Consider the following 15,567-nt stretch of genomic DNA (forward strand, 5'->3'; position numbering starts at 1 on the left):
TTGTAGGATAAAAGATGAAGGTTAAGACAAAATTAAGGGGGGAGGGCTTTACGATCTTTTTACATTTTCAAATGCGGCCCATCCCAAATGAAATAACATATGGGACAAAATCGCAGCGATAAGTCCATACTGCCAAAATAGATATCCAAAAAGCACGGATTGATACAAACTCAGTATAATAACCGAGTAAATGAAACGGCGGCTTCTGGTACAACCGGCAGCAAGGTAAATCGGAATTTGGCTCACTGCATAAATTAAGCCGCTAATAACTATTGAAATCCAGATAAGCAAATTGGGAAATTGTTTCGTAAACAGCAAGGCAAAAAAAGTAGCAAGATTCAATAATCCCCAGCGTCCAATCACTTCCTCCACTACACCGCCATAAAGAACACAGCCATCAACACCAAGAACGGTACGAATATTGGCCATGATTTGCATATTTTTTTTATCGATGATGCGTGCAATCAAGCCATAGAGGAGTGCTAAAAACACCAGTAAACCAAAAAAGGCATAGAAGACGGTAGGTAACATGATAGGAAGTAATGCTTTTACATGGGTAGTTCCTTGTAAAAGTCCTTCAAGAAGGGCGTCATGTAACCCGGTCATCGGCGATAAAATCGCACCGGCAAGACTGAGGATAAAGACCATCAATAAAGTTTGCACAATGGCAAAATAGCTGATTCTTTTTTTTAACGCTTCAGAGTTATCAGGCAATAAAAAAAAGATTAAACGTTTTATTGCGATGAGCACCCCTGGAATGGATAAGCAGAACAAAACAGTAATTAAAGGCCAGTTGATTGTCATTTTTCATCCTTAAATAGTACTGAGTAGAAAAATCCGTCCATCCCTTGTTCCCCTGGCAAAATTTGTTGGCCATGACCTGTTGCATGTCCCCAATTCCTGGGTTCATTTAATTGGATACAGTCAGGGTGAGCAGCAACAAAATTTGCGATTTGTTGTTCATTTTCCACCGACATTACGGAACAGGTTGCATAAACCAGTAAGCCACCTTTGGCTAACAAAGGCCATAGACAATTCAGCATATCACGCTGTAGATTGGTTATAGTAACAATTTCTTCGTTAGTGCGTAATAACTTAATGTCTGAGTGACGGCGGATAACCCCGGTGGCGGAACAAGGGGCATCGAGTAAAATGCGATCAAAGGGCTGCCCATCCCACCACGAGGAGGGCGTTAGAGCATCTCCTTGAACTAAACTTGCCTGTAAATTAAGCCGGTTCAGGTTCTCTTGAACCCGTTTTAACCGTTTGCTATCCACATCCAATGCAATACATGCCGCCAGGTTGGGCTCTTTTTCTAAAATATGACAGGTTTTACCTCCAGGAGCGCAACAGGCGTCAAGAAGACGTAATCCTGGTTTTAAAGACAATAAAGAAGCGGCCAATTGTGCCGCACCATCCTGAACCGAGACGCTTCCTTCGGCAAAAGCGGGTAATTGATGGACATCACAGGGGGTGTTTAAAGTAATTCCCTCCGGTGCTACAGGATGAGCTTCGGCAGCTATCCCTGCACGGTTTAACCTCTGCAGGTATTCTTGAACCGAATTTTTTTGAAGGTTCACTCGTAAGGTCATAGGAGGATGTGCGTCGTTTGCTTGAGCTATTGCTTGCCAGTCATTGGGCCAATCGACTTGCAAGCGCTCTACCAGCCATTGAGGTTGGCCATGAAGAAACACAGGATCTTGGCTCAAACGGCTGATGATCTCTTTTTGTTGACGACAGAAATTGCGTAATACGGCATTGACCAAACCTTTAGCCCAAGGTTTTTTGATTTTTTCGAGTAAGGCGACGGTTTCTTTAACTACCGCGTAATCAGGTTGCTGCATGAAGTGTAATTGATAAAGACCTATCAGTAATGCCACCCAAATTTCAAGTTCTTTGGGTTTTTTTTGCAGCAAGCACGCTGCAATGGCTTGCAAACGAAAATAATGACGACAAAAGCCAAAGCAGATTTCTTTGGTCATTGGGGATACTTCAGTAGCCGACATCAGTTGGGATAAGGATGATTTTTCAGCAAGCAAGCGTGTTAAAATGTTTAAGGCATGCAATCGTTCATTCTTGTTCATGAAAAGACATATCCTACGCGCGCTTGTGACTTAGAGGAATTTAACCAATCAGCTATAGAAATGATTTTACCTCCTGGGAATTGAATTTTTTCTATCAGCAACCCTTGGTCGCCCGTTGCAACTAACATGCCCTTTTTATCAAGGTGAACTACTGTACCTGGAGCGTGTTGCGCTTGCAACGCAACAATTTGCGCTTGGTGAATCCGTAAAGTTTCATGCTCAAAGGGTGTATAAGCGATGGGCCAAGGATTGAATGCGCGAATGAGTCGATCAATTTCGATTGCAGAGTGGTGCCAGTTAATGCATGCATCTTCTTTCTTAATTTTGTGCGCATAGGTCGCTAATTCATTATTTTGAATTTCAGGTTGAATGGTTTGGTTGGCTAATTCGTCCAAAGTGTGCAATAAAGGCTGAGCGGAGATCTGGGCTAACTTGTCATGTAAACTCTGTGCGGTTTCTGATGCAGTTAGGGAGCAACTTACTTTACGAAGCATTGCTCCGGTGTCCATACCCACATCCATTTGCATTATAGTTACTCCCGTTTCAGTATCACCGTGAAGAATTGCCGATTGAATTGGAGCGGCGCCACGCCATCGAGGTAACAAAGATGCATGCACATTAATACAACCTAAGCGTGGAATATCAAGTACTGCTTTAGGCAGAATTAACCCGTAGGCAATAACAATCATGACATCGGGTTTTAATGCGGCAAGCTCAGATATTGCCTCTGGGTTTTTAAAATTCAGGGGTTGATAAATGGGAATGTTCTGCGTCAAAGCCCATTCTTTTACTGCCGAGGCCTGAAGTTTGCGACCACGTCCGGCAGGTCGATCCGGTTGAGTATAAATGGCTTGAATATGATGTGCAGAATGCAGTAAGGCATCAAGACAAGGCAAGCCAAATTCTGGGGTTCCAGCAAAAATAATGTTCAATTGACTCATGGTAAGTACTCAAGGTAAAGGGGCACTCAGTATTGAGGAACGGCCGTAACCGTCCACCTGGATTTTTATATATTTTTTATAGGACATGTCTTGAGAATGCCTAGTAAACAGTGCAGCACATTATTTTCGTGCGTGTTGGCGTTTGAACTTTTCAAGCTTTTTGCGAGCCATGGCTTTTTTTAATGGAGAAAGCAAATCGATAAATAATTTGCCATTCATATGATCTATTTCATGTTGCAAACATTCAGCGAGCAGGCCATCGGCTTTAATTTCAAAAGGTTTTCCGTTTCGGTCCAAGGCAGTTACGGTAACTTTTTCTGCGCGGGTCACTGTATCATAAGCTCCAGGAACAGAAAGACAGCCTTCTTCAAATTTTTTTGCACCCTCAGAGGCAATGATTTCAGGGTTGATAATCACGATTTGATTCTGCTTATCCCCTTCAATATCAATCACTGATAAACGTAAGCTCACCCCGATTTGCGGTGCAGCAAGTCCAACACCACGGGCGTCATACATGGTCTCAAACATGTCGTCAATTAACGTTTGCAATTTATCATCAAAATGAACAACAGGTTTTGCTACATCTCTTAATCGAGCATCAGGTAAATATAGAATCGTATGAATAGCCATCGTTTATCTGGTTCTCTGCGTAAAAATCATGTTATATTATCCTCCATATATTGCAATGCTGCAAGATCGTAATAGGCTACGTGGGATCTAAAAGTCTTGATGAGCGGTCGAATCACGCAAGATATTCCAACAAAGGATTGACTCTGATGAGATTTATTCTCTTTATACTCTTCTTTTTCTTTTCTACATTGAATTATGCTCTAAGCTTACGCACAGATGCTCCTGAGCGTTACGTGGTTCAGCATGGGGATACTTTATGGAGCATCGCCAGTCGTTATCTGCATAATCCCTGGGAATGGAAAGAGCTTTGGCATGCCAACCCTAAAATCAAAAATCCCAATCGATTGTATCCTGGGGCGGTTCTGGTTTTAGCCTATTACGAAAATAAGCCTTACCTCAAAGTACTCTCGAATGGCACTATCAAATTATCACCTAAGGCTCGTCCTATGCCCTTAGAAGACCCGGTGCCGGCAATTCCATTAAGTGAAATCAAGCCTTTTTTAAATGAATCCCTCATTTTGGATCAGGATGTCCTCAGTCGTGCTCCTTATATTGTTGCTTTAGTCGGGGAGCATATGATGGGTGGCCAAGGGGATCAAGCTTGGGTTCAAGGGCTGCATCCTTCTCGAGAACTGCCTACTGGGGGTATTCCTGCTTACTCTATTTTTAGAGGGGGAAAAAATTATGAGCATCCCAAAACCAGGGAGCTCTTGGGATATCGAGCAGATTTAGTCGGGTATGCTGAGTTAGTTGCGGGAGGAGAACCGGCGACCATTTTATTAACCAGTATTAACGAAGGGATTAAAGTTCAAGACAGTGTTTTAATCAATGAGAGTCCTGAGTTTAATTTATTGTTTGAACCTAAAGCGCCTCGATTTCTCGTGCGGGGATTTATTATTGATATGCCTGATGGGATGCCCAATGGGAATGTCCAGGAGGCAGTGGGTGGTGTAGTAGTAATCAGTTTGGGGGCACGAGAAGGATTGGAAGCAGGAGATGTACTGGGAATCTATAGAGATTCAGGTACTGTCAGTGACCCTAGAAATAAACTGTTTCCTATCAAATTACCGCCCGAGCGTATTGGCGAACTCATGGTGTTTCGCGTATTCACTAAAACCAGTTTTGCTTTAATCGTTCGCTCAACTCGCGCTGTTTATTTATCAAACTTTGTGACTAACCCATGAATAATTTATCTTCCTACCTCGCATTAAATCGAATGGAAAGGGTGGGGCCGCGTACGGTTGCAACATTGCAAAAACGCTGGCCTGATCTGCAACAAATGTTCCAACTCTCAGCAATGGAGCTTGAAGAAGCCGGACTATCACCTCCCTTGGCACAAACCATAGCGGGTTTTGATTGGCATTTGATTGAAGAAGATCTCAGCTGGCTAGAGGCTGATGATACCCATCATCTATTGACTTGGGATTCGCCTGATTATCCCGCCTTATTGAAGGAAATTATCGACCCTCCGATCGTTTTGTATGTTAAAGGACAGCTTGCCTGCTTAAAACAACCGAAATTAGCGGTGGTAGGCAGCCGTAATCCAACGATAACTGGCAGAGAAAATGCCCGCCAATTTGCAAAAGCTATCGCCGCCCATGGAGTGACCATTGTCAGTGGTTTAGCTTTAGGAATTGATGCTGAAGCTCATGAAGGATGTTTGGAGGCTGGAGGACAGACAATCGCTGTTTTGGGAACCGGAATTGATCGGATTTATCCTTACCGACATCAGTCACTTGCGCAAAAAATTGGACAATGCGGGCTATTAATGAGCGAATTTCCTCTAAAAAGTCCTCCGACTGCTGGACATTTCCCACGAAGAAATCGTATAATAAGTGGTTTATCATTGTGCACTTTGGTTGTTGAGTCAGCAATAAAGAGTGGTTCGTTAATCACAGCACGAATGGCCCTGGAACAAAATCGAGATGTTTTGGCAATCCCTGGTTCCATTCATAACCCCCTGGCTCGAGGGTGTCATTACCTGTTGCAGCAAGGAGCTAAATTAGTCACTTCAGTTGCCGATGTTCTTGAAGAGTTACGGATTGATTCAGAACAGCAAACAACTGATAAAGCGATTTTACCTCTTGCCAGCGGGAATAAAAACCTAGTAAAGTTCATTGGCTTTGAAATGACAACTGTTGATCAGATCATTTTACGTAGTGGATGCACCGTTGAGCAAGTCACTAGTGAGCTTGCAAAATTAGAATTAAATGGGGCTGTTGTATCTGTGCCCGGTGGCTATATGAGGTGTTAGTATATGAAAGATAACTTATTTGAAATGTTATTGAGTTTATTTGAACAAAGTCTTACCCAACTGCAAAAAAGCCATAAAACCGCTGATCAGGATGCAACGGAACTAAACGATGAAGAGAGTTTGGCTTCGGAAGAACAAGTTTTGCATTTGAAGTTACAACAACAAACATCAATGCGAGTATTTACTTACGATGAGCAAATGAAATTGACTAAAGCCAGTTATCAATTTCTCATTCGTATGAAACAATGGAAAATTCTCAATGAAGAATCATTTGAAATGGTTATGAATCAATTGCAATTTTCTGACTCTCGAATCGTGACGCTTCAAGAAACTAAATGGACAATTAGAAATACTTTAGCCAGTACTTTGAATGAAGAACAATTGGCTTTTCTTGATTTAGTTCTTTATCAATCAGAAGATCAATTGACATTACATTAAAAGATCATCTATTCCTATACTACTAGAAGTTGTTGCTATTTCATATTCAGCACCAATCCCCCATTTTTTTCTGCAATAGGGGATATTGGGTGGCTTAAGGATGAAGTGAAAAGGATAAGGTTAACGTTACTATGAGTAAACATTTGGTGATCGTTGAATCACCCGCCAAAGCGAAGACGATTCAAAAATATTTGGGCAGTGACTATGAGGTTGTTGCCTCTTATGGACATGTTCGTGATTTGCCAGCACGCAAAGGGTCGGTTAATCCCGATAAACACTTTGCTATGACTTATGTTCCGATTGAGAGGAACTCAAGACATATCGAAACCATTGCAAAAATGCTGAAAAAATCAGATTCTTTATTACTGGCAACGGACCCTGATCGCGAAGGCGAGGCCATTTCTTGGCATATTTATGAATTAATGAAAGAAAAAAATCTGACCAAGGATAAACCGATTCATCGGATTTTTTTCAATGAAATCACCAAATCAGCAATTCAGGATGCAATCAATCATCCCCGTTCAATTTCTATGGATTTAGTTAATGCCCAACAAGCACGACGCGCATTGGATTATTTAGTGGGTTTTAATTTGTCCCCTCTGTTATGGAAAAAAGTCAGAAGAGGACTCTCTGCGGGTCGAGTACAAAGCCCGGCACTGCGACTTATTGTCGAGCGAGAAGAAGAAATTGAGCGTTTTGTACCTCAAGAGTATTGGAAGATTTTGGCTCAATGTCTTCATACTAATGTATCTTTTGAAGCCCGGTTGACGCACTTCAAAAATGAAAAATTACAACAATTTACCGTAAATAAAGAAGATCAGGCACAACAAATCAAAGAACATTTGCTGCGTGAGGCACAAGGATATTTACAGGTCAGCCAAATTGAGAAAAAGCAACGCAAGCGTAAGCCTTCACCACCGTTTATTACCTCAACCTTGCAACAAGAAGCAGCACGAAAATTAGGCTTTACGGCGCGAAAATCAATGATGGTCGCCCAACAATTGTATGAAGGGATAGATATCGGGACTGGAACAGTGGGTCTTATCTCGTATATGCGTACCGATTCGGTTAATTTATCGACGGAAGCAATAGAGGAAACCCGACAGTTTATTACAGAGCGGTATGGTGTCGACAATTGTCCTTCAAGTCCAAGACTTTATAAAACCAAATCCAAAAATGCTCAAGAAGCCCATGAGGCAATTCGACCCACATCGATTAAGCGTACGCCCGAAATGGTGCAATCGGCATTGACCGCGGATCAATACAAACTCTACAGCCTTATTTGGAAACGAACAGTAGCTTGCCAAATGGCCGATGCAATCCTTGATACGGTTGCTGTTGATTTAAATTGTGGGGAAGGGAACATCTTTCGCGCGAATGGTTCTACCATCACTTTTCCTGGCTTCCTCTCTGTATACGAAGAAGGTCGTGATGATACCAAAGACGATGAAGGTGAAGGCTCATTACTGCCGGCATTCGTTGTTGGTGAAAAGGTTAAGGTACAAGACATCCTGGCCAATCAACATTTCACCGAGCCGCCTCCAAGATATTCTGAAGCAACTTTGGTTAAGGCATTAGAAGAATATGATATTGGCCGCCCATCAACCTATGCGTCCATTATTCATACCTTACAACAGCGTGAATACGTGATTGTGGATAAGAAAAGATTCTTCCCAACGGATGTTGGCCGTATTGTGAATCGTTTCTTGACTGGTTATTTTACGCGTTACGTAGACTATAAATTCACCGCTGAGCTTGAGGACACATTAGATGCGATTTCGCGTGGTGAAAAAGAATGGATTCCCGTTTTAGAAGAGTTCTGGAAGCCTTTTGTACAACAAATAGAAACTACGGATCAACAGGTCCAGCGTAAAGATGTCACTACAGAAGTTTTGGATCAACAATGTCCTAAATGCGGAAAGGCACTGTCCATAAGATTGGGTAAACGAGGACGATTTATTGGATGCACAGGTTATCCTGAGTGTGATTACACGCAGGATATTGCCGGCCAAGAGCACGAAAAAAATGAACCCGAAGTGGTTGAGGGAAGAGCTTGTCCCGTGTGCTCCAGTCCGTTACACATAAAAAATGGGCGTTATGGCCGCTTTATTGGCTGCAGTAATTATCCTCAATGCAAGCACATGGAGCCAATAGAAAAACCAGCGGATACAGGTGTGGAATGTCCCAAGTGTCATGAAGCAAAAATTCTGCAGCGTAAATCAAGAAAGGGCAAAATTTTCTATTCTTGTGGCAATTATCCTAAATGCGATTATGCTTTATGGAATGAACCGATCAACCAACCGTGCCCCAAATGCAATTGGCCGATTTTAACGGTAAAAGAAAGCAAAAAATTTGGTCGACAAATTCTTTGCCCACAAGATGGATGCGGTTACTCTGTCAAGGATGAAGAGGAATAATTCAGTAGGGCAGCGAATCAGTTCTGGCTGCAGTAAATCCTGGGTTGGGCCTGTAGGCTTCACCCAGGTTACAGTGGGTGAGATCAATAAAAATCAATTGTTGTGGTCGTTACATCCAGAGGACCTACAGGATAAGAATAAACGGTTACTGGTTGCACAACCGGTGTCACCGCAGGCCGGACAACAACGGGTCTGTAGGATACTACAGGCTTATAGGCAACCACTGCTGGTGCATATGCTGGTGTGTAGTATACCGTGTTGCAACAACATCCAACCATCAAAGCCATACTTCCTAACAGAATGATCCATTTCATTATGAAGCCCTCTTAGTGGATTCTTACGGAAAGTGTAGATTATTTAAACAATAATATCCAGAATTAACCAGCCTGGCTTTTTTTTGTCGCGTGGTGTTCGAAATCGAACAAAAAAGTTCCCCGCTTCCGTTCTCGGGGAAAGGAGTAAGGGAGTAATATAAACTCATTCTTCCTGTTCATTTTGAATCGGTATATACTCATCATCTTCTATTAGAAAATAACTCAAACAGGATGTAGTGATGTTAGACAGGACCATTGTAGTTGATGAGCAATTTATAAATCGAGTCCAACAAGCAGACTTTCCAAAACCCAAGAGTATAATGAGTCCAGAAACGGCGGAATTGGATAAGAAAACTGCCATAGAGCTTTTTGATTCGCAAATCAAATCCCGCCTCCTTGATTTGATCGCCAGGCAGCTTAAGGAAAAAGGTTTGTCTTTTTATACCATAGGCAGCAGTGGACACGAAGGAAATGCGGTTTGGGGACAAGTTTTTCGTCCCGATGATATGGCATTTTTGCATTATCGAAGTGGCGCCTTTTATTTACAACGTGCTAAAAAAATAGAGGGAACTGATGGGGTTAAGGATATTTTACTGTCTTTGGTTGCCGCAGCAACCGATCCTATTTCAGGAGGACGCCATAAAGTTTTTGGAAGTGTCCCTTTAAATATTCCGCCACAAACCTCAACTATCGCATCGCATTTACCCAAAGCCCTAGGCGCTGCCTTATCGATTACTCGTGCAAAAGAATTAAATACCCCCAGCAATTTACATCCGGATTCTGTGATCATTTGCACATTTGGTGATGCCTCGACCAACCATGCCTCGGCACAAGCTACTTTGAATTCTTGCTCTTGGATTGCACAGCAAAATTATCCTTTACCCATTGTATTTATTTGTGAAGACAATGGCATAGGCATTTCTGTGCCCACTCCATCAGGCTGGATAGAACGTTCTGTCAGTGCTCGACCTGGTTTGCATTACATTGCCTGTGATGGTTTGAATCTCGCTGATGCTTATGCCGCAGCACAAGAGGCAGAATATTTGGCGCGTGTAAAAAAACAGCCGGTTTTTTTGCATATGCGCTGTGTGCGTTTGCTCGGGCATGCCGGTTCCGATATTGAATCCCAATATTGTACCTCTGAGGAAATTGAAGCCAGAGAGGCCCAGGATCCTTTGTTGCATTCGGCAGGCATTCTCTATCGGGAAGGCTGGATGAGTATTCCTGACATACTAAGCCTTTATCAAAGTAATAAAGATTTGATTGAAGCCAAAGCGCTGGACGCCATAAGGCAACCCAAACTCTCCAGTGCTGATGCAGTGATGTCGTCGCTCATCCCTTCGGTAGCTAAAAAGCCAGCACTTCCTCTTCCCAGTGAGGAACAACGAACCCAAGTTTTTGCCAATGCGTTCCCGCAACTAGCCCAGAAACGCAATTTATGCCAACAGATCAATTTTGCTTTGACAGATTTAATGATGCAATACCCCAACCTGTTGGTATTTGGTGAAGATGTAGGTAAAAAAGGGGGCGTATATCGAGTCACTGCCGATTTACAGGCCCGGTTTGGACAACGGCGCGTATTTGATACCCTTTTGGATGAGACAACGATTTTAGGTACCGCCATTGGCTTGGCTCATAATGGATTTATTCCGGTTCCAGAAATTCAGTTTTTGGCTTATTTGCATAATGCCGAAGACCAGCTGCGCGGCGAAGCCTCCACCTTATCCTTTTTCTCCAGCGGCCAATATCAAAATCCCATGGTTCTGCGCATTGCCTCACTGGCTTATCAGAAAGGATTTGGGGGCCATTTCCATAATGATAACTCCATTGCCGTACTTCGCGATTTACCCGGAGTGATTGTTGCTTGCCCTTCAAATGGCCCTGACGCTGCAAAAATGTTACGTACTTGTGTCCGTATGGCGTACGAAGAAGGTCGGGTCATTGTCTTTTTAGAACCCATCGCTTTATACATGACGAAAGACTTGCATGAAGCAGGGGATAATGGATGGCTTTTTAATTATCCAGCACCGGATACGGTGATTGCCCCAGGAGAGGTGGGTGTCTATGGAGAGGGGACTACGGTTATCTTAACCTATGCTAATGGTTATTATTTATCACGACAAGCTGCAAAGGTCCTGCAGGAAGAACATCATATTTCCGTAAAAATAGTCGACTTACGATGGCTTAGCCCCTTACCTGTCGAAGGAATTTTGAAAGAAATCGCCAAAGCGAAAAACGTATTAATTGTGGATGAGGGCAGACAAAGTGCTTCGGTCAGTGAGGGCTTGATGACTTTGTTATTAGAAGAGGCCTCAACGAGTTTAAAAATCAAGCGAATTACCGGTAAAGATTGCTTTATTCCCTTGGGTAATGCCTGGCAATATTTGTTACCCAGTAAAGAAAGTATTATTGAAGCGGTGATTGCGTTACAGTCAGATAAAAGGGAGAAAGAAAGTGGACGACTTGTTGTTTCTTGATGAGCAGTTGAATGGTGATGAGCGCATGATACGCGATAGCGTTGCGCGTTTTGTCAGCAATGATGTAATGCCTTTGATGGCCGAGTCTTTTGAACATGCTCAATTTCCACGAGAGCTTATTAAAAAATCCGCCGAAATGGGGTTATTGGGTTTGACTTTGCCTGCTGAGTACGGTGGTGCTGAAGCGTCTTATGTTGCATACGGTTTGGTTTGCCAGGAGTTAGAGCGCGGCGATAGCGGGTTACGGAGTTTTGTTTCCGTGCAAAGTTCTTTATGCATGTATCCTATTTTTCGTTATGGTTCTGAAGAGCAACGCCTACGTTTTTTACCCGGGATGGCTGCAGGTGAGATTATCGGTTGTTTTGGTTTGACTGAACCTGATTTTGGTTCAGATCCGGGTGGGATGAGAACCACTGCGAAGAAAGTGAAGGGCGGCTGGATTTTGAATGGTGCTAAAATGTGGATCACCAATTCACCCATCGCTGATCTCGCGATTGTTTGGGCAAAAACCGAAGACGGGATCCGTGGCTTTATTGTGGATGCTCACTCTGAAGGATTACGTCGCCCTGAAATCAAATTAAAGATGTCACTACGTGCTTCAAATACAGGGGAGTTGGTGTTTGATGATGTTTTTGTCCCTGATGAAAATTATCTCCCTGGAAGTGACAAAGGTTTGGGTGCGCCTTTAAGTTGCTTAAGCCAGGCGCGGTATGGCATTGCCTGGGGCGTAATGGGGGCGGCAATGGCCTGTTTTGATATCACTCGAGATTACCTCTTAGAGCGTAAGCAATTTGATAAACCTCTGGCATCATTCCAGCTTATTCAAAAAGACCTGGCAGATATGTATACTGAAATTATTAAGGCACAATGTCTTAATTTACAGATAGGCCGGATAAAAGATAATCATCGCGAGAATCCGGTGATGATTTCTCTGGCTAAAGGCAATGCCTGCCGTGAAGCATTGAATATTGCACGAAAATGCAGGAATCTATTAGGGGCAAATGGAGTCAGCCTTGAGTATCATGTGATTCGTCACATGCTTAATTTAGAATCAGTCTTTACCTACGAGGGTACGGACAATGTCCATACGCTCGTACTTGGAAAACATATTACAGGAATTAATGCTTTTGCTTAAACCAGACACCAAACGGTTAAGCACCAAGATCAATGGCTTAATGTAACCTGGAAATTGGATCCAGGTTACTTTTTGTTCTATAAGTTATTGGCATCGCCAGGGTTTAACAGGAGTTCTTTCTCAAATTAGAACTTATTCTTCATGCATCAGGATTGTGTGAAGCGAAGCAGGTTTATTCGGCAACTTACAGGAGTATCCCTATGTTTAAAATGACTTTAAAAACAGCGTTAATTTTAACTTTACCTGTATTCAGTATGAATGTGCAGTGCGGGCCAAGCAAAGAATTTTTAGCCAATCAGTGCTATGAGCTTTCTCGAGTGATAGTCTCTTTGGCGGACAACCAAGAGAAAAAAGTCTGCATTAATAAACTCTATATGGCTTCAGTACAAATGAGTTCAGCAGCTTATTTAATCATGCAGGACTCTTCTGATGTGGCAAAAGAGCTATTGAATAATGCAGTAGCTGCCTTGCAATATGCCGAGCTATTGAGCTGCAAGCAATACATTCAAATTTCACATTCTAAATTTGAAGCCCATAAGATTAAAACATTATTATAAAAATAAGCCTGCTCCTCGGGTATTCATTACAGACTTGAGGAGTTGGGTAGCAGGAGTCAGGACGTGCACCCATTTTTAAAAAATAGTTTATTCATCCTTATCATTTTTATATTAGGTATTGCTCTTGGCAGCCATTACCACGCATCAATTCAAGAGTTAATGAATAGGGTGTTGGTAGACAAAGGACAAGAAGAAAAAACTCCAGAACTCCACTTTTGTCCGCCCGCAGCAGAAGTTGTAACACATCAATACAACGCTGAAGCCTTCCAAATCGGGACATTACATTGGCAAATGGATTATCAAGAATGGAAGGCGCCGGACGGGGTGGGATTCATGCAAGCGTTGATAAACCCAAACAATAATCTGGTTTGCTATTATCATTGGCCAAATCCAAAAGAGAAGGGCACTTACCTCTGGATGACCATTCACTTATCACCCTCAGTGAATCAAATCGTCAAACCTTATGGAGCCTATTGGGGTAAAGAAGAGAAGCAAATGTTGTGTACTGCAGGAATTGATGCCTGTGCGTTTACTCTTTCAGAAAGTTCAAAGCGAATCATTCCGCAACAGTAAATGAAGCCAAAGCACTTTGTAGCCCGGATTAGCAAAGCGTAATCCGGTGACGGAGTACCTCAGGGCATCGCAGCCCACAACCCAGGCTACAAAGAAAACGATAAACAGATAAACCCTTGTTATTTTCCCCAGACTTCGCTATCATTTCCCACCTAATCGGGGCGTAGCGCAGCCTGGTAGCGTACTAGCATGGGGTGCTAGTGGTCGAAGGTTCAAATCCTTCCGTCCCGACCAAGCCCAGTAAGGGTTTTATAAAACTCTCCAACCCCTAGCAGAAATATTTGGTACCAGTTTTGGTACCGATTGCAAAATGGTGCTAAAGCCAATCATAGCGTTATATTAAGAACACATCTATGAAGTTTTTCAATTCCTTTTGACTGTCAATGTTTAGTTTATATTTACTCGATTAAAATGTCCCCTTATTTGGGGTAGAGCCCAAATTTTAAATAATTGTTACATGATCTCATCGCGCCTTTAAACTCTTATCCAAATTGTTTACTAATCTTATTACATAGAAATAAAAGAACATAATCGTCAAGAAGCTAAATATTTAATTTGAGATGGAGGATCAAATGAACTACAAGGAGCTTATAAACAAATATTCAAATGACCATGCTGAGGAAGATGGATATTATTTACCCATCTCAGAAGATGATGATGGTATGTTGGAACCTGACTGGGAAGGTCGAAGGTGGTTTAGACGCGGAGAACCTTTCCCCGACAATAGAGACTGGATACTTGCTATTCATTTGAAAATGTAGCAGGAGTTTTATGCCAATAATAAAAATTTGCAAATATAATATCTGTTCTAACTATGTTGTAACAACTGTCTTAAATTTATCATTCAAGACAGTTGTTAATAAAAAATTCATCTACATGATGTATAATTAAACATATTGGGGCTTTATGCAATGGTAATACTATGCCTAACTTAGATATTTCAAAACATAATATTGATCATATGTTGCATATATATTCTGATTTACACGACAATTGGGATAACCAAGGAGCTGTAGCTCCCTCCCATGTAACTTTAAGTAATTCAACTAATTTTTGGCATTTAGTGCAACAATTTCAAATTGAGCTTCCTGCAATGTATCTCTCTAAAGATGGTGAGGTCAACTTCATATGGAGTTCCACAAATACCTCTGTTTATATAGATATATCTTTTAATGAGAATGGCTTTTATTGCTATGCAAAAGATGCTGAAGGAAGAGAAGTTATGTCCGAAAAAGAGGGATATGATGAAAGGGAATTGAAATGTATTCTAAATCTTCTAATGTATCAAAACACCCAATCAAAATAGCTAATAATGATTGTTTGCTTCGCCATATAATGAATTATATGTATGCATATTCTGTGGGAAAACCAACAGAAGCGGCCTTCCAAAGAAGCGAGCTTTTAGGAAACGGTTTATCAGTATCTATTGAAAGATTATTATCTAATAATATACTTAAATTTGTTATAAAAGATTTAGAAAAGGGTAAACACCAATTCATATGTAATTATAAAACAATGGTACAAGCAGTAATTAATATTCATTGTAATGGTAATAATGCTTTTGATATCAATCATACGCCCACTTTATTAAATCCTTCCCATGCAGATATTAAATTTTCAAATTATATAGGTTCATTAACACCCCTAATGCAAAAAAAATATAGGAAAGAATTAATGGACGTGTTTAACCCTTAGAATTTGAAAAGACTTAGATAGGGTAGCCTGGTTGCTAAAATGCCCCATCCTT

The 15,567-nt window shown here is 41.7% G+C and carries 16 protein-coding genes and 1 tRNA gene; 12 read left to right on the top strand and 5 right to left on the bottom strand.

Annotated elements, in window-relative coordinates:
* Positions 1-48: 48 nt before the first annotated feature.
* The 4 genes from OQJ13_RS12345 to def form a co-directional block, all read right to left on the bottom strand.
* On the bottom strand, positions 49-804 hold the full coding sequence (locus tag OQJ13_RS12345; protein WP_265711114.1) for a CPBP family intramembrane metalloprotease: 756 nt from the start codon (positions 802-804) through the stop codon (positions 49-51).
* A complete protein-coding gene (gene rsmB, locus OQJ13_RS12350) occupies positions 801-2,084 on the bottom strand; it encodes a 16S rRNA (cytosine(967)-C(5))-methyltransferase RsmB (RefSeq protein WP_265711115.1) in 1,284 nt (427 codons plus the stop codon). Before rsmB ends, OQJ13_RS12345 begins: the two co-directional genes overlap by 4 nt.
* Positions 2,081-3,025, bottom strand: coding sequence for a methionyl-tRNA formyltransferase (fmt, locus tag OQJ13_RS12355; protein WP_265711117.1), 945 nt, complete (start codon positions 3,023-3,025; stop codon positions 2,081-2,083). Before fmt ends, rsmB begins: the two co-directional genes overlap by 4 nt.
* Positions 3,026-3,145: 120 nt before the next feature.
* The gene (gene def / locus OQJ13_RS12360; RefSeq protein ID WP_265711118.1) at positions 3,146-3,655 is read right to left on the bottom strand and encodes a peptide deformylase; all 510 of its coding nucleotides are present in this window, start codon (positions 3,653-3,655) and stop codon (positions 3,146-3,148) included.
* 146 nt (positions 3,656-3,801) lie between these two features.
* Here def and OQJ13_RS12365 point away from each other — a divergent pair, with 146 nt between their 5' ends.
* From OQJ13_RS12365 to topA, 4 genes are all read left to right on the top strand, one after another.
* On the top strand, positions 3,802-4,839 hold the full coding sequence (locus tag OQJ13_RS12365; RefSeq protein WP_265711119.1) for a LysM peptidoglycan-binding domain-containing protein: 1,038 nt from the start codon (positions 3,802-3,804) through the stop codon (positions 4,837-4,839).
* Positions 4,836-5,909: a DNA-processing protein DprA gene (gene dprA, locus OQJ13_RS12370; protein ID WP_265711120.1), complete on the top strand. Its 1,074-nt coding sequence runs from the start codon at positions 4,836-4,838 to the stop codon at positions 5,907-5,909. Before OQJ13_RS12365 ends, dprA begins: the two co-directional genes overlap by 4 nt.
* 3 nt (positions 5,910-5,912) lie before the next feature.
* A complete protein-coding gene (locus tag OQJ13_RS12375; protein ID WP_265711121.1) occupies positions 5,913-6,347 on the top strand; it encodes a DUF494 family protein in 435 nt (144 codons plus the stop codon).
* A gap of 131 nt (positions 6,348-6,478) precedes the next feature.
* Complete coding sequence (topA, locus tag OQJ13_RS12380) at positions 6,479-8,764, top strand: type I DNA topoisomerase (protein ID WP_265711122.1); 2,286 nt, start codon at positions 6,479-6,481, stop codon at positions 8,762-8,764.
* A gap of 83 nt (positions 8,765-8,847) precedes the next feature.
* Here the strand turns inward: topA and OQJ13_RS12385 are convergent, their stop codons facing one another.
* Entirely contained in the window at positions 8,848-9,078 is a 231-nt protein-coding gene (locus tag OQJ13_RS12385; RefSeq protein ID WP_265711123.1) for a hypothetical protein, read from the bottom strand.
* 239 nt (positions 9,079-9,317) lie between these two features.
* Here OQJ13_RS12385 and OQJ13_RS12390 point away from each other — a divergent pair, with 239 nt between their 5' ends.
* The 8 genes from OQJ13_RS12390 (at position 9,318) to OQJ13_RS12425 (ending at position 15,515) form a co-directional block, all read left to right on the top strand.
* The gene (locus OQJ13_RS12390; RefSeq protein ID WP_265711124.1) at positions 9,318-11,555 is read left to right on the top strand and encodes a thiamine pyrophosphate-dependent enzyme; all 2,238 of its coding nucleotides are present in this window, start codon (positions 9,318-9,320) and stop codon (positions 11,553-11,555) included.
* Positions 11,556-11,580: 25 nt separating this feature from the next.
* The gene (locus tag OQJ13_RS12395; protein WP_322783759.1) at positions 11,581-12,690 is read left to right on the top strand and encodes an acyl-CoA dehydrogenase family protein; all 1,110 of its coding nucleotides are present in this window, start codon (positions 11,581-11,583) and stop codon (positions 12,688-12,690) included.
* Positions 12,691-12,890: 200 nt separating this feature from the next.
* Positions 12,891-13,247, top strand: coding sequence for a hypothetical protein (locus OQJ13_RS12400; protein ID WP_265711126.1), 357 nt, complete (start codon positions 12,891-12,893; stop codon positions 13,245-13,247).
* Positions 13,248-13,310: 63 nt separating this feature from the next.
* Entirely contained in the window at positions 13,311-13,820 is a 510-nt protein-coding gene (locus tag OQJ13_RS12405; RefSeq protein ID WP_265711127.1) for a hypothetical protein, read from the top strand.
* 157 nt (positions 13,821-13,977) lie between these two features.
* Positions 13,978-14,054, top strand: a tRNA-Pro gene (locus tag OQJ13_RS12410).
* 338 nt (positions 14,055-14,392) lie between these two features.
* The gene (locus OQJ13_RS12415) at positions 14,393-14,581 is read left to right on the top strand and encodes a hypothetical protein (RefSeq protein ID WP_265711128.1); all 189 of its coding nucleotides are present in this window, start codon (positions 14,393-14,395) and stop codon (positions 14,579-14,581) included.
* Between the two features lie 161 nt (positions 14,582-14,742).
* Positions 14,743-15,126, top strand: a complete 384-nt coding sequence (locus OQJ13_RS12420) for a hypothetical protein (RefSeq protein ID WP_265711129.1) — start codon at positions 14,743-14,745, stop codon at positions 15,124-15,126.
* Entirely contained in the window at positions 15,081-15,515 is a 435-nt protein-coding gene (locus OQJ13_RS12425; RefSeq protein ID WP_265711130.1) for a hypothetical protein, read from the top strand. The genes OQJ13_RS12420 and OQJ13_RS12425 overlap by 46 nt, the downstream gene beginning before the upstream one ends.
* The last annotated feature ends 52 nt before the right edge of the window (positions 15,516-15,567 follow it).

This window comes from Legionella sp. PATHC035, from assembly GCF_026191115.1.
Taxonomy (GTDB): domain Bacteria; phylum Pseudomonadota; class Gammaproteobacteria; order Legionellales; family Legionellaceae; genus Legionella.